Source organism: Gemella haemolysans (assembly GCF_012273215.1).
GTDB lineage: Bacteria > Bacillota > Bacilli > Staphylococcales > Gemellaceae > Gemella > Gemella haemolysans_A.
The window spans coordinates 690,077-711,040 of sequence record NZ_CP050965.1; the positions used below are offsets into that span (position 1 = coordinate 690,077).

21 protein-coding genes are annotated in these 20,964 nt (G+C 31.2%); 20 read left to right on the forward strand and 1 reads right to left on the reverse strand.

What is annotated here, in order from left to right; translation table 11 throughout:
* The first annotated feature begins 17 nt into the window (after positions 1-17).
* The 19 genes from ruvB to FOC48_RS03370 all read left to right on the forward strand — a co-directional run bounded on the left by ruvB (position 18) and on the right by FOC48_RS03370 (position 18,374).
* Positions 18-1,019 carry a Holliday junction branch migration DNA helicase RuvB gene (gene ruvB / locus FOC48_RS03280; RefSeq protein ID WP_003146189.1) on the forward strand — a complete coding sequence of 334 codons (1,002 nt, stop codon included), beginning with the start codon at positions 18-20 and terminating at the stop codon, positions 1,017-1,019.
* A 188-nt stretch (positions 1,020-1,207) separates the two neighbouring features.
* Entirely contained in the window at positions 1,208-1,972 is a 765-nt protein-coding gene (locus tag FOC48_RS03285) for an epoxyqueuosine reductase QueH (RefSeq protein WP_003146188.1), read from the forward strand.
* A 338-nt stretch (positions 1,973-2,310) separates the two neighbouring features.
* Positions 2,311-2,574, forward strand: coding sequence for a phosphocarrier protein HPr (locus FOC48_RS03290; RefSeq protein WP_003145399.1), 264 nt, complete (start codon positions 2,311-2,313; stop codon positions 2,572-2,574).
* 1 nt (position 2,575) lies between these two features.
* Positions 2,576-4,288 carry a phosphoenolpyruvate--protein phosphotransferase gene (gene ptsP, locus FOC48_RS03295; RefSeq protein ID WP_003146186.1) on the forward strand — a complete coding sequence of 571 codons (1,713 nt, stop codon included), beginning with the start codon at positions 2,576-2,578 and terminating at the stop codon, positions 4,286-4,288.
* Between the two features lie 495 nt (positions 4,289-4,783).
* Positions 4,784-5,806 (forward strand): phenylalanine--tRNA ligase subunit alpha, encoded by a 1,023-nt coding sequence (gene pheS / locus FOC48_RS03300; RefSeq protein ID WP_003146184.1) that lies wholly within the window; start codon positions 4,784-4,786, stop codon positions 5,804-5,806.
* Positions 5,807-5,818: 12 nt separating this feature from the next.
* Entirely contained in the window at positions 5,819-8,212 is a 2,394-nt protein-coding gene (gene pheT / locus FOC48_RS03305) for a phenylalanine--tRNA ligase subunit beta (protein ID WP_003146182.1), read from the forward strand.
* Between the two features lie 7 nt (positions 8,213-8,219).
* Positions 8,220-8,843: a glycerol-3-phosphate 1-O-acyltransferase PlsY gene (gene plsY, locus FOC48_RS03310; protein WP_003146180.1), complete on the forward strand. Its 624-nt coding sequence runs from the start codon at positions 8,220-8,222 to the stop codon at positions 8,841-8,843.
* Positions 8,827-9,678, forward strand: a complete 852-nt coding sequence (locus FOC48_RS03315) for a bifunctional methylenetetrahydrofolate dehydrogenase/methenyltetrahydrofolate cyclohydrolase (RefSeq protein ID WP_003146178.1) — start codon at positions 8,827-8,829, stop codon at positions 9,676-9,678. Before plsY ends, FOC48_RS03315 begins: the two co-directional genes overlap by 17 nt.
* A 185-nt stretch (positions 9,679-9,863) precedes the next feature.
* Positions 9,864-10,037 (forward strand): preprotein translocase subunit SecE, encoded by a 174-nt coding sequence (gene secE, locus FOC48_RS03320; RefSeq protein ID WP_003146176.1) that lies wholly within the window; start codon positions 9,864-9,866, stop codon positions 10,035-10,037.
* An 11-nt stretch (positions 10,038-10,048) separates the two neighbouring features.
* Positions 10,049-10,594, forward strand: a complete 546-nt coding sequence (gene nusG, locus FOC48_RS03325; RefSeq protein WP_003146174.1) for a transcription termination/antitermination protein NusG — start codon at positions 10,049-10,051, stop codon at positions 10,592-10,594.
* Between the two features lie 37 nt (positions 10,595-10,631).
* Positions 10,632-11,489: a DegV family protein gene (locus FOC48_RS03330; RefSeq protein WP_003146172.1), complete on the forward strand. Its 858-nt coding sequence runs from the start codon at positions 10,632-10,634 to the stop codon at positions 11,487-11,489.
* A gap of 25 nt (positions 11,490-11,514) precedes the next feature.
* Positions 11,515-11,898, forward strand: a complete 384-nt coding sequence (gene gloA, locus FOC48_RS03335; protein WP_003146170.1) for a lactoylglutathione lyase — start codon at positions 11,515-11,517, stop codon at positions 11,896-11,898.
* A 133-nt stretch (positions 11,899-12,031) separates the two neighbouring features.
* Positions 12,032-12,496 (forward strand): ribosome maturation factor RimP, encoded by a 465-nt coding sequence (rimP, locus tag FOC48_RS03340; RefSeq protein ID WP_003146167.1) that lies wholly within the window; start codon positions 12,032-12,034, stop codon positions 12,494-12,496.
* Between the two features lie 20 nt (positions 12,497-12,516).
* Complete coding sequence (gene nusA, locus FOC48_RS03345) at positions 12,517-13,548, forward strand: transcription termination factor NusA (protein WP_003146165.1); 1,032 nt, start codon at positions 12,517-12,519, stop codon at positions 13,546-13,548.
* A 13-nt stretch (positions 13,549-13,561) separates the two neighbouring features.
* Positions 13,562-13,849 (forward strand): RNase P modulator RnpM, encoded by a 288-nt coding sequence (gene rnpM, locus FOC48_RS03350; protein WP_003146163.1) that lies wholly within the window; start codon positions 13,562-13,564, stop codon positions 13,847-13,849.
* Entirely contained in the window at positions 13,849-14,160 is a 312-nt protein-coding gene (locus FOC48_RS03355) for a L7Ae/L30e/S12e/Gadd45 family ribosomal protein (RefSeq protein WP_003146162.1), read from the forward strand. Before rnpM ends, FOC48_RS03355 begins: the two co-directional genes overlap by 1 nt.
* Positions 14,160-16,214: a translation initiation factor IF-2 gene (gene infB / locus FOC48_RS03360; RefSeq protein WP_003146161.1), complete on the forward strand. Its 2,055-nt coding sequence runs from the start codon at positions 14,160-14,162 to the stop codon at positions 16,212-16,214. The genes FOC48_RS03355 and infB overlap by 1 nt, the downstream gene beginning before the upstream one ends.
* Positions 16,215-16,226: 12 nt before the next feature.
* A complete protein-coding gene (gene rbfA / locus FOC48_RS03365) occupies positions 16,227-16,595 on the forward strand; it encodes a 30S ribosome-binding factor RbfA (protein ID WP_003146160.1) in 369 nt (122 codons plus the stop codon).
* A gap of 180 nt (positions 16,596-16,775) precedes the next feature.
* Complete coding sequence (locus tag FOC48_RS03370; RefSeq protein WP_003146158.1) at positions 16,776-18,374, forward strand: ABC-F family ATP-binding cassette domain-containing protein; 1,599 nt, start codon at positions 16,776-16,778, stop codon at positions 18,372-18,374.
* Positions 18,375-18,424: 50 nt separating this feature from the next.
* On the opposite strand, the gene FOC48_RS03375 is transcribed toward FOC48_RS03370, so the two are convergent.
* The gene (locus FOC48_RS03375; RefSeq protein ID WP_003146157.1) at positions 18,425-18,892 is read right to left on the reverse strand and encodes a GAF domain-containing protein; all 468 of its coding nucleotides are present in this window, start codon (positions 18,890-18,892) and stop codon (positions 18,425-18,427) included.
* Between the two features lie 305 nt (positions 18,893-19,197).
* On the opposite strand from FOC48_RS03375, the gene FOC48_RS03380 reads away from it, so the two are divergent.
* A complete protein-coding gene (locus tag FOC48_RS03380) occupies positions 19,198-20,892 on the forward strand; it encodes a septation ring formation regulator EzrA (protein WP_003146156.1) in 1,695 nt (564 codons plus the stop codon).
* The last annotated feature ends 72 nt before the right edge of the window (positions 20,893-20,964 follow it).

Genomic DNA, 20,964 nt, shown 5'->3' on the forward strand with positions numbered 1-20,964 from the left:
GATGAAAGGAGGAAATTATGGAAGATAGAATGGTATCTACTAGCCAAAATTTTGGTGAAGAGCGTGAGGAACAGTCTTTAAGACCGAAGTTTCTTAGTCAATATATAGGCCAAGAACAGATAAAAAGAAATTTAAAAATATTTATAGAAGCTGCAAAACTTCGTGGAGAAGTTCTGGATCACTGCCTACTATACGGACCTCCTGGATTAGGGAAGACTACACTAGCGACAATTATTGCTAATGAGATGGAAGTGGGGATTAAATATACTTCAGGGCCTGCAATAGAGAAATCTGGAGATTTAGCTGCTATATTAACTAGTCTTGAACCAGGTGATGTTCTATTTATCGATGAGATTCACAGAATAAGTAGGTCTATCGAAGAGATACTGTATTCTGCGATGGAAGATTTTTATCTTGATATTGTAATTGGAAAAGGTGAAGAATCGCGCAGTATTAGAATTGAACTACCGCCATTTACATTGGTGGGGGCAACTACAAGGGCTGGAGCTTTAACTGCACCACTTCGAGATAGATTCGGTGTGCATTGTCGTCTAGAATTCTATACTATTTCTGAACTACAAAATATTATAGAAAGAACATCTGATATTTTTGAATGTGATATAGATGAAGAGAGTTCATATGAGATAGCTATGAGATCTCGTGGAACGCCTCGTATAGCGAATAGACTGCTTAAACGTGTAAGAGACTTTGCTCAAGTGAAAAATGATGGTGTAATAGCTAAGGATTTAGCTGTTGAGTCATTAGATTTACTGCAAGTAGATGCAAAAGGTCTTGATAATATCGACTATAAGATATTAGAATGTTTGATTAAACGTTATGATGGTCGTGCTGTTGGTCTTGAAACAATTGCTGTGACAATTGGTGAAGAAAGTATCACTATAGAAGATGTTTATGAACCGTATCTTGTAAAAGAAGGATTTATAGAACGTACTCCGAGAGGACGTCGCGCAACACCTAAAGCATATCAACATTTAGGAATAACATATAAAGTTGAATAACTAATAAACAATGGGTTTCGATAAGTTTGAAATATTATAATTTCATTTTTCGGAACTTATTTTTATAATTGTTTAAAGGAGTTATTGATAATATCTTTTAATTAGAAATGATATTAATTGTAAAATCAATTAAAGTATATTAAACTTGTTTAGTAAATTATTAGAAATTTTAGAAGGATTGAATTCGTATGATTGATAGTAAACAATTTATAAATACAAGACATAAAAATCAAAAGATTAATTATGATAACGTCTTAAAAGAACTTATAAAAGAATGGGAAAAGACTAATTTTCGTCCTAAAATCTTAATACACTCTTGTTGTGCTCCTTGTAGTACATATGTACTTGAGTATTTATCGGAAATTAGTGACATTACTATATTCTTTTCTAATTCAAATATTCATCCAAAAGAAGAATATATAAAACGTATGTTAGTACAAAAAGATTTCGTTGAAGAATTTAATAAAAGAAATGATAAGAAAATTAAATTTTTAGCAGATGAATATGCTCCGAGTAAATTTATTAGTGCTGTAAAAGGACATGAAGAAGATCGTGAAGGTGGAGATAGATGTCATATTTGTTATGAAATGCGTCTGGATTCGTCAGCTCAAAAAGCAGAGGAGTTGGAATATGATTATTTTGCATCTGCATTAACTCTAAGTCCTAAGAAAAATGCTACTGTAATTAATGAAGCTGGGTATACATTACAAGAACAGGTATCAATTTATTATTTACCTTCAGATTTCAAAAAGAATAATGGATATAAGAGATCTGTAGAAATGTGTAATGACTATGATATATATAGACAATGTTATTGTGGATGTGTCTTTGCAGCAAAAGATCAAGGAATTGATTTCAAAGAAGTAAACAAAAATGCCCGTGAATTTAATAGAAACCATGAAGATTATGAAAAATTCAAGTCGATAATTAAACTAGGTGGAGAATTAGTTTAGTTACGAAATTAAATGAGTTTACAATATAACAATAAAAATATAATGATTTTAAGTTAACTGGCAATAATATTATATAAAAAAGTATCGTTACTTCACTTGTAATTGATGCTTTTTTAATTATTTTCAGTCGAAATTATAATATTAACATTAAAAAAGTGTTTTCATAAATTTTTCATAAGAAATGGAGTATTCGTTTTCTATTGAATAAGAAATGGTTTTCTTTGTTATAGAATACAAAGAGTAATGAATCTGAAATAAGTACAAAACACTTGTAAATATTGCTTTCATATGTTATTATTTGAATGTAAATATTTTTTTAAATAAAAGGAGACATAACTATGTTACAAAAAGAATTTAAAGTAATCGACGAAACAGGAATCCACGCTAGACCAGCTACTTTATTAGTACAAGCTGCTTCTAAATTCCAATCAAACATTGAATTAGAATTCAACGGACGTAAAGTTAACTTAAAATCAATCATGGGTGTTATGAGTCTTGGAGTTGGAAAAGACGCTGATATCGTAATCTATGCTGACGGAGCTGACGAAGCAGAAGCATTAGCAGCTTTAGAAGAAACAATGAAGAAAGAAGGATTAGCATAAAATGTTACAACTAAAAGGTATTGCAGCTTCTCAAGGGATATCTTTTGCTAAAGCATACATTTTTGTTGAGCCTGATTTAACAGTTAAAGAAGTTAAAGTTCAAGACGTTGAAGCTGAGGTTAAACGTTTTGAAGATGCTATTGAAATTTCTAAAAAAGAATTAACTATTATTAAAGATAAAGCTCACGAAAATTTAGGTGCTGATAAAGCAGCGATTTTTGAAGCTCACTTATTAATTTTAGAAGACCCAGAATTCATGGGAACTGTTAAAACTGATATTCAATCAAAAGAAATTAATGCTGAATATGCATTAAAAGAAACTTCAGACATGTTCGTTTCTATGTTTGAAGCAATGGATAATGACTACATGAAAGAACGTGCTGCTGATATTCGTGACGTTTCTAAACGTATTTTAGCACACTTACTAGGTGTAGATTTACCAAATCCAAGTTTAATCGATGAAGAAGTAATCGTTATTGCTGAAGACTTAACTCCATCTGATACTGCTCAACTTAACAAACAATTTGTTAAAGGATTTGCAACTAACATCGGTGGACGTACTTCTCACTCAGCTATCATGGCGAGATCATTAGAAATTCCTGCAGTAGTAGGAACTAGTACAATCACTGAAGAAGTTAAGAATGGAGATGTTTTAATTCTTGATGGATTAGAAGGTGTTGTATACGTAAATCCAGATGAAGCTACTACAGCTGAATTAAAAGAAAAACACGCTAAATTTGAAGCGCAAAAAGCTGAATGGGCTAAATTAGTAACAGAAAAATCCGTAACTCAAGATGGACATGAAGTTCTTTTAGCTGCAAACATCGGTACACCTGCTGATTTAGAAGGTGTTAATAACAATGGTGGGGAAGCTGTTGGTTTATACCGTACAGAGTTCCTATACATGGGACGTGATCAACTACCTACTGAAGATGAGCAATTCAAAGCTTATAAAGCTGTATTAGAAGGAATGGGTGACAAACCTGTTGTTGTTCGTACTTTAGATATCGGTGGAGATAAAGAATTACCATACTTAGATTTACCAAAAGAAATGAACCCATTCTTAGGGTTTAGAGCTATTCGTCTTTGCTTAGAAGAAAAAGACTTATTTAGAACTCAACTTAGAGCATTATTACGTGCTTCAGTTTATGGTAAACTTTGTGTAATGTTCCCAATGATCGCTACAGTTCAAGAATTCAGAGCTGCTAAAGCTTTATTCTTAGAAGAAAAAGAAAAATTAGTAGCTGAAGGTGTTGCAGTAAGTAACGATATCGAATTAGGTATCATGGTTGAGATTCCATCAACTGCTGTTATCGCTGATATCTTTGCTAAAGAAGTTGACTTCTTCTCAATCGGTACTAATGACCTTGTTCAATACACAATGGCTGCAGACCGTATGAGTGAAAAAGTTTCATACTTATACCAACCATATAACCCAGCAATCTTACGTCTTGTGAAAAATGTTATTGAAGCATCTCACAAAGAAGGTAAATGGACTGGAATGTGTGGAGAAATGGCTGGAGATAGCTTAGCTATTCCATTACTATTAGGTATGGGATTAGATGAATTCTCAATGTCAGCTACTTCAATTCTTCAAGCACGTAGCCAAATCAAAAACTTATCATTAGAAAAAATGAAAGAGTTAGTTGATAAAGCTATTATGTGTTCAACAACTGAAGAAGTATTAGCATTAGTAGAAGAATATACAAAATAAAGTAATTTAAGAAAGGTTTTTGGTTATTCCAAGAACCTTTTTATATTTTTTAATTATGTAATCAATAATAAATTTTGAATAATTTATGTGTAGATTTTAGTATTTTATATTTTTAAAATTGTAGAATTTTCAATGAAAATGCCCTTATTTCTTGACATTAGAGTATATTTATATTATCATTTTAAATATAAAATTTTTCAAAAACGATGATTAAGACGGTATATTGGATGTTTTTAACAGGGAGCAACTACGTGACTGAAAGAGTTGTATTAACTGAGAATATATTTTCAGCTTATGAGTAATTGTATAAGTAGACTATGAGTACAATCGGTTGGTGCCCGTTAAAAACCGTGTTAAGGAAGCGAATTGCTTTGAAATATGGGTGGTACCACGATATATTCGTCCCTTGAGACTTAGTCTCGAGGGGCTTTTTATTTTGGACAAATAATAGAACTTATACCTATGTCTTTATATTAAATTTTTAAGGAGGAACTTATGACTTTAGAGAATATAAGAAAAGAATATTTAGAATTAGTTAAAACAATTAAAGATGAAAAAGAACTTTATGACCTAAGAGTTAAATTTTTAGGAAAAAAAGGTGCATTAACAGAAGTTATGAAAGGTGCACGTGATTTATCTCCAGAAGAAAGACCAACTTTTGGGAAACTTGTTAATGAAGTTAAGACTTTTATTAACAATAGTTTAGAAGAGAAAAAAGCAGAACTAGCTAAAGCTGCATTAGAATTAAAATTAGCAAGTGAGGAAATTGATGTAACTCTACCAAGTAAAAAAGTACAATTAGGTGGATTAAATCCATTAAACAAAATTATTAAAGAAATTGAAGAAATCTTTATTTCAATGGGATATTCTGTTGCAGAAGGTCCAGAGGTTGAAACTGATAAATTTAACTTTGAAATGTTAAACTTACCAAAAGACCACCCAGCTCGTGATATGCAAGATTCATTTTATATTACAAATGAATTGTTAATGAGAACGCAAACTTCACCTGTTCAAGCTCGTGAAATGTTAAAAGCTAATGGTGAGGGACCAATCAAGATTATTTGCCCTGGTAAAGTATTCCGTCGTGATAATGATGATGCTACACACTCTCATCAGTTTACACAAATTGAAGGATTAGTAGTTGATAAAAATATTACTTTTAGTGATTTAAAAGGAACTTTAGAACACTTTATTAAAGCTGTATTCGGAGAAAACAAAAAAATCCGTCTACGTCCAAGTTTCTTCCCGTTTACTGAACCATCTGTAGAGGTTGATGTATCTTGGGGTAACGAGGATGATGAAGAAAACATTAAGTGGCTTGAAATTTTAGGTGCAGGTATGGTGCATCCTAATGTTCTTAAAATGGCTGGTTTTGACCCAGAAGTTTATACTGGATTTGCCTTTGGAATGGGACCAGAACGTGTTGCGATGTTAAAATATGGTATTAGCGATATTAGAAGTTTCTATACAAATGACGTAAGATTCTTACAACAATTCAATAGTGATAGAAACGATTAATAGGAGGTAGTAATGTTAGTAAGTTATAATTGGTTAAAACAATATACAAATGTTGAAGATAATGCTAATGCATTAGCTGAAAAAATCACTCGTGGTGGTATTGAAGTAGAAGGTGTTGAATATTTAGCAGAAGAGATTTCTGGTGTAGTAGTTGGATATGTTGAATCTAAAGAAAAACACCCTGATGCTGAAAAATTAAACGTATGTCAAGTTAACATTGGTGAAGAAGAAAACTTACAGATAGTTTGTGGTGCACCAAATGTTGATGCAGGACAATATGTAATTGTTGCTAAAGTTGGAGCAAAATTACCAGGAATTAAAATTAAAAAAGCTAAACTTCGTGGTGTAGAATCACAAGGTATGATTTGTTCATTAGGTGAATTAGGATTAAGTAAAAGTGTTGTTCCTAAAAACTATCAAGAAGGAATCTATGTTTTTGAAACTGAACAAGAACTTGGTTCTGATGTTGTTGAAGTATTAGGGTTAAATGACTATATCTTAGATCTTTCAATTACTCCAAACAGAGCTGATGCACTTAGTATGCGTGGTCTTACTTATGAATTAGGTGCTTTATATAATAATAAAGTTGATTTTAAAGATGTTGAAAAAGAAGAAAACTATGAAGCAACTTCATTACAAGTTTCTATTGAAAGTGATTCTTGTAGAAACTATGTAGGTCAAGTTGTTAAAAATGTAGAGGTTAAAGATTCTCCATTATGGTTACAAACAAGACTTATGAATTCTGGTATTCGTCCAATCAACAACATCGTAGATATTACAAACTATGTACTTTTAGAATTTGGTCAACCAATGCATGCTTTCGATAAAGATTTAGTAGGAGATAAAATTGTAGTTCGTGACGCTAAAGAAGGTGAAGTTCTTGAAACTCTTGATGGAGAAGAGAGAAAATTACAAACAACAGACTTAGTAATTACAGATGGAACTCGTGCTATTGCTCTTGGTGGAGTAATGGGTGGTAAAAATACAGAAGTAAGTGAAAAAACTAAAAACATTATTTTAGAATCTGCGTATTTCAATCCTACATCAGTGCGTCGTACTTCAGCAGCACATGGTTTAAGAAGTGATTCTTCTGCAAGATTTGAAAAAGGAATTGATCCAAATATGCAAAAAGCAGCACTTGCTCGTGCGGTAGAATTAATTTTAGAATTATGTCCAAATGCAGTAGTTGAAAGTTCTGTTGGTATCATAAATAAAGAAAAAGAGAAAGTTGTAGAAATTACTACTTCTTATATCAATAATTATCTTGGTATAACTTTAACTACCGAAGAAATCGTAGCAATTCTAGAAGGATTAAGCTTTACAGTAGAAGTTTCAGGAGAAAACTTAGTAGTCAAAGTACCTACTAGAAGACCAGATATATCAATTAAACAAGATTTAGTAGAAGAAGTTATTAGAATTTACGGATACGATAATTTAGCATCAACATTACCAAAATTCTCTAAAACTACTAAAGGTGGTTTAACTTATTCTCAAAGAATGGTACGTGATTTACGTGGAGTATATGCTAGCTTAGGATTTAATGATACAATTAATTACTCATTAGTATCTGAAGAAGAAGCAACTCAATATACTTTAGAAAATCACCATAAAGTAAGATTATTAATGCCTATGACTGAAACTCACTCGACTTTACGTCAAAGTTTAGTTCCGGGATTATTAAATACAGTTCAATACAATGTGGCTAGAAAACAAAAAGACCTTAAATTATTAGAAATTGGTCGTGTATTCTTCGGAAGTGGTGATGACAATATTCAACCGAAAGAAACATTATATTTAAGTGCTGCGTTAACTGGGGAAGAAAGAGCAACTAAATGGCTTAAAGAAAGCAGTGCTTTAGACTTCTTCGCAGCTAAAGGATACCTAGAAGTTGTATTTGAACGTTTAGGATTAGAAGAAAAAGTTACATACAAAAAATCTAATCTTGAAGGAATGCACCCAGGACGTTTTGCTGAAGTATACTTAGGAGAAAAACGTATTGGTTTCATCGGAGAGGTTCATCCACAAGTTGCTGATAAACTTGGTCTAAATACTACTTATGTATTTGAAATTAATTTAGATGATGTGATTTCAGAAAGTAAAGTTAAACCTAAATATGAAGAAGTAACGAAATATCCTGAAATTACACGTGATATAGCTATGTTAGTTGATGTTAAAGACGAATATCAAAATATTTATAATGTAATCGAATCTGTAAATAGTAAGCTTATTACTAATGTAGAACTATTCGATTTATATGCTGGTGTTGAATTATTAGCAGGTAAAAAATCATTAGCTCTAACTATTACTTATAGCGATAAACAAAAAACTTTAACAGATGAAGAAGTAACAGCGGTTCATGAAAATGTACTTGCTGCACTTACAGCGTACGGAGCAATTATTAGGTAGGTAGTCTATGATTACACAAATAATATTATTTTGCATTTTAGCTTATGTAATTGGTTCTATACCATTTGCATTAATCGTAGGAAAAGTATTTTATAATACTGATATTAGAACATTAGGAAGTGGAAACTTAGGAACGACAAATACATTCAGATGTCTTGGTAAGAAAGCTGGAGTAACAGTGTTTATCTGTGATGTTTCTAAGGGGATAATAGCAACATTTCTTCCAACTTTGCTGCTTGGTGGAGTTGATTATCTATCAATATTTGGAGCTTTTGCAATGATAGGGCATGTGTTTCCTATCTTTGCAAACTTCAAAGGTGGAAAAGCGGTAGCTACAGGATCAGGAGTGTTTATCTTCCTTTATCCAATGTTAAGTTTATTATTATTAGCTATATTCTTTTCAACACTATTTTTAACTGGTTATGTTTCATTAGGAAGTATTCTAATAAGCTTAACAGCAATAGGTTATCTTGGTTTCTTTGAAGCTGGTATTGATAAATGGGTTATGATGGTTATGTGTGTATTTGTAATTTATATGCATAAAAAGAATATAAAAAGATTATTAAACGGGACAGAAAATCAATCGAAATTAAAAATAAAAAGAGGAACAAAGAATGACAAAAATCATTAGTGGGACTGAACTTGCAAAGAAATTGCGAGGAGAGATTAAAGACGAAGCAACTGCATTAAGAGAAAAAGGGATTGAACCAACTCTTGCGGTTGTGTTAGTCGGAGATAATAAAGCGTCAAGAAGTTATGTTAATTCTAAACATAAAGCTTGTATTGAAAATAATATTAATTCAATAAAAATAGAATTACCTGAGGAAATTTCTACTGATGATTTATTAACTGAAATTGAAAAATTAAATAAAGATGAAAAAGTTCATGGAATTTTAGTGCAATTACCATTACCAAGACATATTGATGCTGAAAAAGTATTAAATGCTGTAAGTCCGGATAAAGATGTTGATGGATTTCATCCAATTAATGTAGGTAAATTAGTAATTGGAGAAGCTAAACTTATACCATGTACTCCACTCGGGATTTTAGAGATGATTAAATCAACTGGAGAAGAAATCTCTGGGAAACTTTCATTAGTAATAGGTAGAAGTAATATTGTTGGTAAACCAATTTCAACTTTACTTTTACAAAATAATGCAACTGTAATAACAGCTCACTCTAGAACTAAAGATTTAGAATCTTTAATCGAACAAGCTGACATTATTGTTAGCTGTGTTGGAGCTGCGCATTTCTTAAGTGGAAAAGAAAAAGTAAAACCAACATGTACTATTATCGATGTAGGAAATAACTATAAAGATGGTAAGTTAGTTGGAGATGTAAATCTAGATGAATTTATTGATAAGGTTTCTTATATTTCTCCTGTTCCAGGAGGGGTAGGACCTTTAACAATCACAATGTTAATGAGAAATACATTAACTGCCGCTTACGATTTACTAGCTAAATAAATTTAACTATATTTAGTACTTTTTGATATTATATTTAATTGAAATGTCTATGAAATAATGATACAATAATATATTGAAAAAGAATGCATTATTTTTTATAGATATATAGACTTATATATTATACTATGTTATAATTTATAAAATGTAGAATAGTAAAGAAATTTATTTGGGAGGTTTGTAATTAGATGATAAGATTTTTAAAAAATGTTGTTGCTGAAATGCATAAAGTAAGTTGGCCAACATTTAGTGAACTTGTTAGAAAAACATTGATTGTTATTATTGTAGTTGGAATATTAATGTTATTTAGCTACGTAGTTGATTTAGGAATAACTGCTGGAATTAGACATTTTAGTAGATAAGAGAGGTTATTATGAGTGATACAGTAAGTAAAGAATGGTATGTAATTCATACTTATTCTGGTTATGAAAACAAAGTTAAAGATAATATTGAAAAAAGAGTTGAGTCTCTTGGAATGGAAGATAAGATTTTTAGAATCGTTGTTCCTGAAGAAAAAGAAACTATCTTAACTCCAACTGGAAAGAAAAAAGAAGTAAATAGAAAAACATTCCCAGGTTATGTACTTGTTGAACTAGTAATGACTGATGATTCTTGGTTTGTTGTTAGAAATACTCCTGGTGTAACAGGATTTGTTGGATCTCATGGTGGAGGTTCAAAACCTAGTCCATTATTACCAGAAGAAATTAACTTTATTTTACAACAAATGGGATTATCAAATGTTGTTGATATTGATATTGAGGTTGGTGATTATGTTCGCGTAATCTCTGGACCATTCGTAGACATGGAAGGTAAAGTTGTAAACTTAGATTTACACAATTATAAAGCTGACGTTATGATTGAAATTATGGGTAGAGAGACTAAGGTTGAGCTTGAACTTTATAATATCGAAAAATTCTAAGAAAGGAAAAGCTATCTTTAAGGTAGTTGGATAGAATGTGGAAAAGATTGCAATAATTATGGATTCAACTGCATATTTATCAGAAGATTTGAAAAAAGAACTGGATATTCGTACGGTTTATTTAAATCTTATTATTGATAATAATTCATATAAAGAAGTTATTGATATGCCACTTGATAAATATCATGAATACTTAAAAAATCCTAACAATAGCTTCCCTACAACATCACAACCAGCGATTGGGGAAGTTGTAGCTTGCTTAGAAAAATTAAAAGAAGAAGGGTATACTGATGTAATTGCTATTGCACTATCAAGTGGAATAAGCGGAACATATTCATCATATTCTGTAGCTGGATTAATGATTGATGGATTAAATGTACATCCTTTCGATTCTGAAGTTTCTTGTAGACCAGAAGGATATTATGCGATTAAGGCAGCAAAACTAATTAAAGAAGGTAAAACGTCTAGTGAAATCATTTCAGCTTTAAATGAGATGAAAAAAGTATCTGATGCATACTTTATGGCAGATGATTTATCTCACCTTCAACGTAGTGGTCGTTTAAGTGGAGCTCAAGCAGTAGTAGGAAGTTTACTTCAAGTAAAACCATTACTACATTTTGATGATAAGGTGATAGTACCTTTCCAAAAAATTCGTACATATAAAAAAGTTGTATCAAGAATGTATGAATTATTTGATGAATATTATAAACAACATGAAGGAGAACACATCACTGTGTGTGTTCTGCACGTTGATGCATTAGACAAAGCTGAAGAAATTAAAAAATATGTCGAAGAAAATTATTCGAATGTAACTGTAGATATAGATGGAATAAGTCCAGTTATCTCTACACACCTTGGATTAGGAGCAGTTGCAATTGGATGGACAATTTTATAATAAAAAATTTTAAGAGGTGAAAAAAATGGTTCAAACTATGGCGCATACTTGCTACCGTGTAGCAGATTTAAAAGAATCAGTTAAATTTTATACTGAAGCATTCGACTTTGAAGTAAGTCGTGAAAGAGACTTTCCTGAATACAAGTTCACGTTAGTATATCTAACATTACCTGGATCAAACTATGAGTTAGAATTAACTTATAACTATGATCACGGTGCATATGAACTTGGGGATGGATATGGTCACATTGCTATCTCTGTTGAAGACTTAGAAGCATTATACGAAAAACACAAGGCTGCTGGATACGATGTAACAGATCTTAAAGGTCTTCCAGGATTCTCGCCAAGCTACTACTTCATTAAAGATCCAGATGGATACAAAATTGAAGTAATTCGTACTAAAATGTAGTTATCATTTGATTTTTTAAAAATCATATGATATAATGTACTTACATTGAAATAAATTACCGAAAGGGTGGTGAATTTTGAAAGGTTCTCCGCTCTTTTATATTGCAATAAAAACTAAGAAAGAGGTATGCTGTATGAGTATTGTAGAAAAAGTTAAAACTATAGCAACAAAACAAACAGAAAATACGGAATTTTCTCTTTATGATGTTGAATACGTAAAAGAAGGAACTGAGTACTTCTTACGCATTTACTTCGATAAAGATGGTGGATTATCACTTGATGATTGTGTATTATTAAGTGAAAAGTTAGCAGAAGAGCTGGATAAAGAAGATTTTATCAGTGATAAGTATTATCTAGAAGTTTCTTCTCCAGGTATAGAAAGAGATCTTAGAAATCTTGAAGAAGTAACTAATTCTGTAGGTAAACACGTTTATATTAAAACATATGAAAAAATTGATAATCAAAAAGAGTTTTATGGTGATATACTAGCTGTTGAGGGTGAAGAAATTACTGTTGAATATAAAGATAAAGCAAGAGTAAAAAAATCAACGATTAACTATAGTAAAATCGCTAAAATTAGATTAGCTGTTAAATTTTAATTATTAAAGGAGAAAGAAAGATGAGCAAGGATTTGCTTAAAGCTATTAAATTAATTGAACAAGAAAAAGGAATCGCAGAAGATATTCTAGTAGAAGCTATTGAATTAGCTTTATTATCAGCTTATAAAAAGAATTTTAATGCTGCAAAAAACGTAAGAGTAGATTTCAACAGAGCAACTGGTGATTATAAATTTATTATTAGAAAAGATGTTGTTGAAGAAGTTTACGATGATAGAATTGAGTTTTCACTTGAAGATGCATTGCAAATTAATCCTGCATATGAAGTTGGGGATATTTACGAAGTAGTTGATTTACCAAGTGACTTTGGTCGTGTTGGTGCGCAAGCTGCGAAACAAGCTTTATTACAAAGACTTCGTGAAGCTGAAAAAGAAATTTTATATAAAGAATATATAGAACATGAAGGTGAAATTTTATCTGGAACTGTAGATAGAATTGACTCAAGATATGTTTATGTTAAACTTGGAAAAATTGAAGCTATTTTAGGTGAAAATGAAAGAGTTAAAGGTGAAACATACATTCCTCAAACTCCTATTAAAGTTTACATCGCAAAAGTTGATAACCCAAGTCGCGGAAGCAAGCCACACGTATTAGCTTCTAGATCACATCCTGAATTCATCAGAAGATTGTTCGAAATCGAAGTTCCTGAAATTTATAGTGGAACAGTAGAAATTAAGAGTGTATCTCGTGAAGCAGGGGAAAGAACTAAATTAGCTGTTTATGCTGAAGATAAAAACATTGATCCTGTAGGAGCATGTGTAGGTAATAAAGGTGATCGTGTTAACCGTATCGTTGAAGAACTAAACGGTGAAAAAATTGATATTATTACTTGGGATGCTGATCCAGTTAAATTTATTACTAATGCGTTAGCACCAGCAAAAGTTGAAGAAATCACTATTGATGAAGAAGAAAAAATCGCTAATGTTAAAGTGAAAGATGATCAACTTTCTCTAGCAATTGGTAAAAAAGGTCAAAACGTTAGACTTGCTGCTAAATTAACTGGTTGGAAAATCGATATAAAAGCTACTGAATAGTGAGGTGTTGACTGTGAAAAGAAGAAAAATACCAACAAGAAAATGTATTTTAACAAATGAGATGTTTCCGAAGAAAGATTTATTACGAATCGTTAAAAATAAAGAAGGAGAAATCTCTGTTGACCCTACAGGTAAACAAGCAGGTCGTGGTGCGTATGTAGTTTCAGATTTAGAAGTTATTAAAGCTGCACAAGAAAAGAAACAATTAGAGAAATTTTTCTCTGCATCACCGGAAGTTATGGAACCTATCTATAACGAAGTAATTAGATTAATTTATAGAAAGTCAATTCCACAAAAATAATGATAAAAGCATATAATTTATTAGGTTTAATGCAAAGAGCAGGTAAACTTATTACAGGTGAAGATTTAATCACAAAAAATTTAAAAAATAATAAAATCAAATTGTTAGTTATTGCTGAAGATTGCGGTATGAATACTAAAAAGAAATTAACAGACAAGGCTAATTTCTATAATGTTCAATGTATCGAATTTTCAACGATTGAAAATATAAGCATAGCGATTGGAAGAGATAATCGTGTAGCTGTTGGAATAACTGATGATGGATTTATAAAAAAATTCAAACAATTATTAGAAGAAGGAGGAAAACAGTAATGAAAAAAGTCAGAATTTATGAGTACGCTAAAGAAGTAGGAAAACAATCAAAAGACCTTATTACAGTTTTAAAAGATGCTAATATTGAAGTATCTAATCACATGTCAATGTTAACAGAAGAGGGGTTAGCTAAGCTAGATAGTGTTTTCAAAAAACAAGAAAAAGTTACAGAAAATGAACAATCTTCAAATAATGAAGGTAAAAAAAATAAGAAGAAAAAAATAAAAAAAGAGAAAGTCAAAAAATCTCAAAAACAACAACCAGCTATTATTGAAGCACCATCTGAAGAAACTATCTCAGAAGATACTATTTTAGTTAAAGATGGAATGACTGTTGGTGAATTATCAGAAGTTTTAAATGTAGGTTCGACTGAACTTATTAAAAAATTATTTATGGAACTAAAAATTATGGCGAATATTAACCAGTCTCTTACTTTAGAGCAAATCGAGTTAATCGCTATGGATTATGGTAAAGAAATCCAAGAAGAAGTTGAGATTAATAAAGAAGACTTAGATCTTTACTTCGAAGTTGAAGATGCAGATAAAGATCTTAAAGAACGTGCTCCAATCGTTACAATTATGGGACACGTTGACCACGGTAAAACAACATTACTAGATACTATCAGAAATTCACGTGTTACAGCCGGTGAAGCAGGTGGTATCACACAACACATTGGTGCTTATCAAGTACGTGCTAAAGATAAGAAGATTACTTTCTTAGATACACCGGGTCACGCAGCCTTCACAACAATGCGTGCACGTGGAGCTAAAATTACGGACGTAACTATCTTAGTAGTAGCAGCAGACGATGGTGTAATGCCTCAAACTATTGAAGCTATTAACCACGCTAAAGCAGCTGATGTACCTATTATTGTTGCGGTAAACAAAATGGATAAACCTCAAGCAAACCCAGATAGAGTTATGAATGAATTAGTAGAATACGGACTAATCTCAGAAGAATGGGGTGGAGATACAATCTTCGTACCAATCTCAGCTCTTAAAGGTGAGGGTATTGATGAATTATTAGAAAATATCTTATTAGTAACTGAAATGCAAGAATTAAAAGCTAATCCGAATCGTTTAGCTTTAGGTACAGTTATCGAAGCGAAACTTGATAAAGGTCGTGGAGCAGTAGCAACATTACTAGTACAAAATGGTAGCTTAAATGTTGGAGATCCTTTAGTAGTTGGTAACACGTTCGGACGTGTTCGTGCTATGATTAATGACCGTAGTAAAAATATCCAAACTGCTAAACCATCTACTCCTGTAGAGATTACTGGTTTACAAGATGTTCCTAATGCTGGAGATCGTTTCGTAGTATTTGGAGATGAAAAAACAGCTCGTCAAATCGGTGAAAAACGTCAACAACAATATATTGAAACTACTCGTCAAGCTAACTCAGCTGTATCATTAGATACATTATTTGAACAAATGAAACAAGGTGAAATGAAAGACCTTAACATTATTATTAAAGCAGACGTTCAAGGTTCAGTTGAAGCATTGGCTATGTCATTAGCTAAAATTGATGTTGAAGGTGTTAATGTACGTATCATCCACACTGGTGTTGGTGCGATTAATGAATCTGATATTACATTAGCAGTAGCATCAAACGCTGTAGTTATTGGATTCAACGTACGTCCTGATAATAATGCTAAACAAATGGCTCAAACAGAGCAAGTAGATATTCGTCTTCACAGTATTATCTACAAAGTTATTGAAGAAATTGAAGCTGCGATGACAGGATTATTAGATCCAGAATTCGTAGAAAAAGTTATCGGACTTGCAGAAGTACGTCAAGTATACAAAGTATCAAAAATTGGTACAATTGCTGGTGCTTACGTAACTGAAGGTAAAGTATCACGTGATGGTAAAGTACGTGTAATTCGTGATAGTGTAGTAATTTACGAAGGTGAAATTGATACATTAAGAAGATTTAAAGATGATGTTAAAGAAGTACAAAGCGGTTATGAATGTGGTATGACTGTAGAAAACTTCAATGATATTAAAGAAGGAGATGTCTTTGAAGTATACATCATGGAAGAAGTTAAAAAATAGGAGGCAAACTTTATGTCAGAACTAAGAGTTAACAGACTTGCAGAACAAATTAAAAAAGAAATTACTTATGTCTTAGCTACAAAAGTAAAAAATCATGATTTAGGATTTGTTACTGTAACAGAAGTTGCTTTAACAGGAGATTATTCTCAAGCAAAAGTATTCTACACTGTTTTAGGTGGAGAACGTGAAAAAGAAAAAACAAAAGAAGCATTTAAAAAAATTAAAGGTTTCGTAAAAAGTGAAGTTGCTAAAAAAATTAAAATTAGAAAATTTCCTGAACTTATTTTCCAATATGACACTACAGCTGAATATGCGTTACACATTGAAAGCTTAATAGCTAGTGTTAGTAAAAAGGAAAAAGACGAAGAGAAGAATAATTAAATTAGAGGAGCGACTCGTTAAATATAGTTTATAAGAATTGTATTTACTGGGTCGCCCTAGTATAGTTGATTGGTTATGAATATGAGGATTTATAAGTTTCAACTATATTAAGTGAGCAAACTTTGAATCATTTACTTGTATTCAAGGTATTTAGTAAAATAGTATTTAAAGGAGAAAAGAATGTTACAAGTAACGAATTTAGGTTTACGTTTTGCAGATAGAAAATTATTTGAAGATGTAAATATAAAATTTACAAATGGTAACTGCTACGGGTTAATCGGAGCAAATGGAGCAGGTAAAACAACATTTTTAAAATTATTATCTGGTGAAATTGATTCACAACAAGGGCACGTTTCTTTAGGAAAAGGTGAACGTCTTGCTGTACTTCGTCAAAACCACTTCGCATATGAAGAGAATAGAGTTATCGATGTTGTAATGATGGGACATGAGCGTCTTTGGGATGTAATGAACCGTAAAAATGAAATTTACATGAAAGATCCATTTACTGAAGAAGATGGAATCATTGCAGCTGAACTTGAAGGTGAGTTTGCTGAAATGGATGGATGGACTGCAGAAAGTGATGCGGCTCAACTTCTTGAAGGTTTAGGAATTTCTGTAGAGTTTCACGATATGTTAATGGGAGAGTTAGATAATGCTATCAAGGTTAAAGTTCTTTTAGCACAAGCATTATTCGGTAATCCAGATGTACTTCTACTGGATGAGCCTACCAACGGTCTTGATATTAGTGCAATTAAGTGGTTAGAAGAGTTCTTAATTAACTTTGAGAATACTGTTATCGTAGTCAGCCACGACCGTCACTTCTTAAATAATATCTGTACACATATTTGTGATTTAGACTTTGGTAAAATTCAACTTTATGTTGGTAACTATGACTTCTGGTATCAATCTAGTCAACTTGCTAGAAGAATGGCAGAAGATAATAACAAGAAAAAAGAAGAAAAAATTAAAGAATTACAAGAATTTATCGCACGATTCTCTGCAAATGCTTCAAAATCTAAACAAGCAACAAGTAGAAAGAAAATGCTTGATAAAATTACTCTTGATGATATTAAACCAAGTAGCCGTCGTTATCCATACGTTCGTTTCACACCAGATCGTGAAATCGGAAATGACTTACTTATTGTTGAAGGTGTAAGCAAAACTGTAGAAGGTAAAGAAGTATTAAGTAATGTAAGCTTTACAGTAAATCCTAATGATAAAGTTATTTTATTAGGAGATGAAGTTGCTAAAACTACATTACTAAAAATTCTTGCTGGTGAAATGGAACCTGATAGTGGAACAGTTAAATGGGGTATTACAACTTCTAGAAGTTATATGCCAAAAGATAACTCTGAATACTTTGAAGGATTAAAACTTTCATTAGTAGAGTGGCTTCGCCAATATGCTTCTCCTGAAGAAGAAAGTGAAGCATACTTACGTTCATTCTTAGGAAGAATGTTATTCTCTGGTGAAGAAGCACTTAAACGTGCACACGTATTATCAGGAGGGGAAAAAATGCGTTGTATGTTGTCTAAGATGATGTTATCAAAAGCTAACGTAATTCTATTAGATGAACCTACAAACCACCTTGACTTAGAATCTATTACAGCAGTCAATGAAGGTATTATTGCTTTCAAAGGTTCTGTATTCTTTACATCTCATGACTATGAATTTATTCAAACAATTGCGAATAGAGTAATTGAATTAACACCTGAAGGTGCAATTAACAAAGAGATGGATTACGAAAACTACCTAAGATTCAAAGGTATAATAGACTAATAAAAAATAAGGAGATATACTGCATTGGTATATCTCCTTTAATATTATTCTTAAAAATTAATTTTTTTAAAAACTTGTTTAGTTATTTCACTGAAAGCTGCTACTTCTTCTTTAGAGAATCTATTAAATTCAATAGAATCAATATCTAGTAAAGCTACTACTTTATCATTTTGAATGATAGGCACTACTAGTTCACTGTTTGTTGCACTATCGCATGCAATATGGCCTGGAAATTTATGAACATCCTCAACGTATGTAGTTTCACGAGTAGTGAAGCAGTGTCCGCAAACTCCTTTGTTAAATGGAATGCGAGTACATGCTACTTTACCTTGAAATGGCCCAAGAACTAGATTGTTGTTTTTTTCATCTAATAAGTAAAATCCAACCCAGTTTGTATTCGGTAAATATTCTTTATACAATGCTGAAAGATTTGATAGATTTGTTACTAGGTTTTCTTCACCATAAACTAATGCCGTTGCTTGTTCAATAAATAATTGTTTATTTTTTACTATATTCATAATATACCTCTTTTAAAAACTTTAGTATATTTTCGCATAAATATGAAAAAAAATAAAGTGATAAGAATAGTATACTTATAATAAAAATTTTTATATTGTTTAAAAATGAAGATTATTAAAGGAAATTAGTAGATGTCAAAAAATTTGTTAAAAATACTTAGAGATTCTATTAATAAGAAAAATTGAAAAAAATTTAAAAAAATTACTGAAACGCTTTGTTTTTTGTGATAAAAATGGTATAATTTTGTTAGGTTATTGTATTAATAAACGTAAACAATTAAATAAAACATTCAGGGGGAAGATATATGACATATATATTTTTATTTGTGTGTATCCTTGTTCTTGGAGGAGTAGTAGCTCTATTCGTCTTTAGAAATAGGAAAAAACAAGATTTATACCCTCTTTTAGTTATGAAAGATGAGCTAGAAAGAGAAACACTATCTGATGATTTGAAAAAGGTAAAAGCACTGGAAATTGCTGGTAAAGCTGAAAAACTTTATTCTCAATGGGAAAGTGAATGGTACGAAATTCAAAGCATCGATATTGAAGAACTTGACAGAGATCTTTATAGTGCTGAAACTTATATTGATAAATTTAATTTCAAACGTGCTGATGAAGTAATTATGAATAGTGGTGAATTAATTGCTAATATTAAAGATAGAATTGCTGGAATTAGAAGAGAAATTAAAGAATTAACAGAAGTTGAACCTAGAAATAGAGAACTATATGAAGAAATCGTAGTTGAGTACAAAGAGCTTAATAGAGAACTATTAGCTAAACGTCATCAATACGGGGCTGCAGCAGAACAATTTGAACAAAGTATCAAAGAAATTGCACCACAGCTTGATGATTTCAAACTTTTAACATCAACTGGTAAATACCTTGAAGCTCAAGAAAAAATTAATTCTGTTAAAGAATTAATAGATGATCTTAAAGAAAGAATGGAAGTTTTACCTGACCTGTTAAAAGAAATTGAAAAAACTTGTCCAGCTCAAATTCAGTCATTAAGACTAAAAGTTGAGGAAATGGAGAAAAAAGGATTTAAACTTAATCACTTAGAAATTTCAAGTAAAATTGAAAGTAGTGTATGGCAACTTAGCGATGCACGTGAAAAAGTTAAATCTGGTGATATAGATTTAATAGAAAATATTCTTGATGGTATCTATGATGTTATCGATGAAGTTTCTAATGATCTTAAAAAAGAACTTGATTATAAAAAATACATTGAAGAAAATTATAGAGAGATCACAAATAAACTTGAATTACAAGATAAACTAAATGAAGCTCTATATAACAATATTCAAGAAATCAAAAATAGATATCAAATCTATCAAAAAGATGAAGAAATGGTTGCTAATTACTATGATGAACTAACTGATTTACTTGATGTTAAACATGATATAGATGTATATATTAATAATCAACCAAAATTAAACTATAAAGACTTGAAAGAGAAAGTAGAACTATTAGGTCAAGGATTAGAAAAAATCGAAGAAGATCAAACAAACTATTCTAGATATCTAACAAGTCTTCGTGAAGAAGAAGGTCACGCTCGTGAAAAACTTATCTTCATCAATCAAGAAAAAGAAGTTATTAAACGTAAATTGGATAATTCACGTGTTCCAGGATTTAGTGATAGATTCATCGTTTTATATAAAGATGTAACTGACAGTTATAGATATGCATTAGAGGAGCTTAAAAAAGAACCTATTAATATCGATTTATTAAAACGTGCAGTTGCTGAAGCTGAAGAATCACTTGATATTTACGCATCAGAAGTTAATAACATTCTTACTGATATCGAGTTAATCGAAAAACTTATTCGTTATGCAAATAGATACAGAAAGGATAATGTTGAATTCCACCAACAATTAACAGTTGCTGAACAATATTATAGAGAGTATCGTTACAACAAAACTTTAGAGATTATTAGAAATTCTCTAGATAAAGTTGAACCAGGTGCATACGAAAGAATTAGAAATTCAGTGAAACCTAGATAATAAAGAAGCCCTAGTTTTAGAAATAAAACTAGGGTATTTTTATGTGATAAAAGTATTTTAGAGGGATAATTA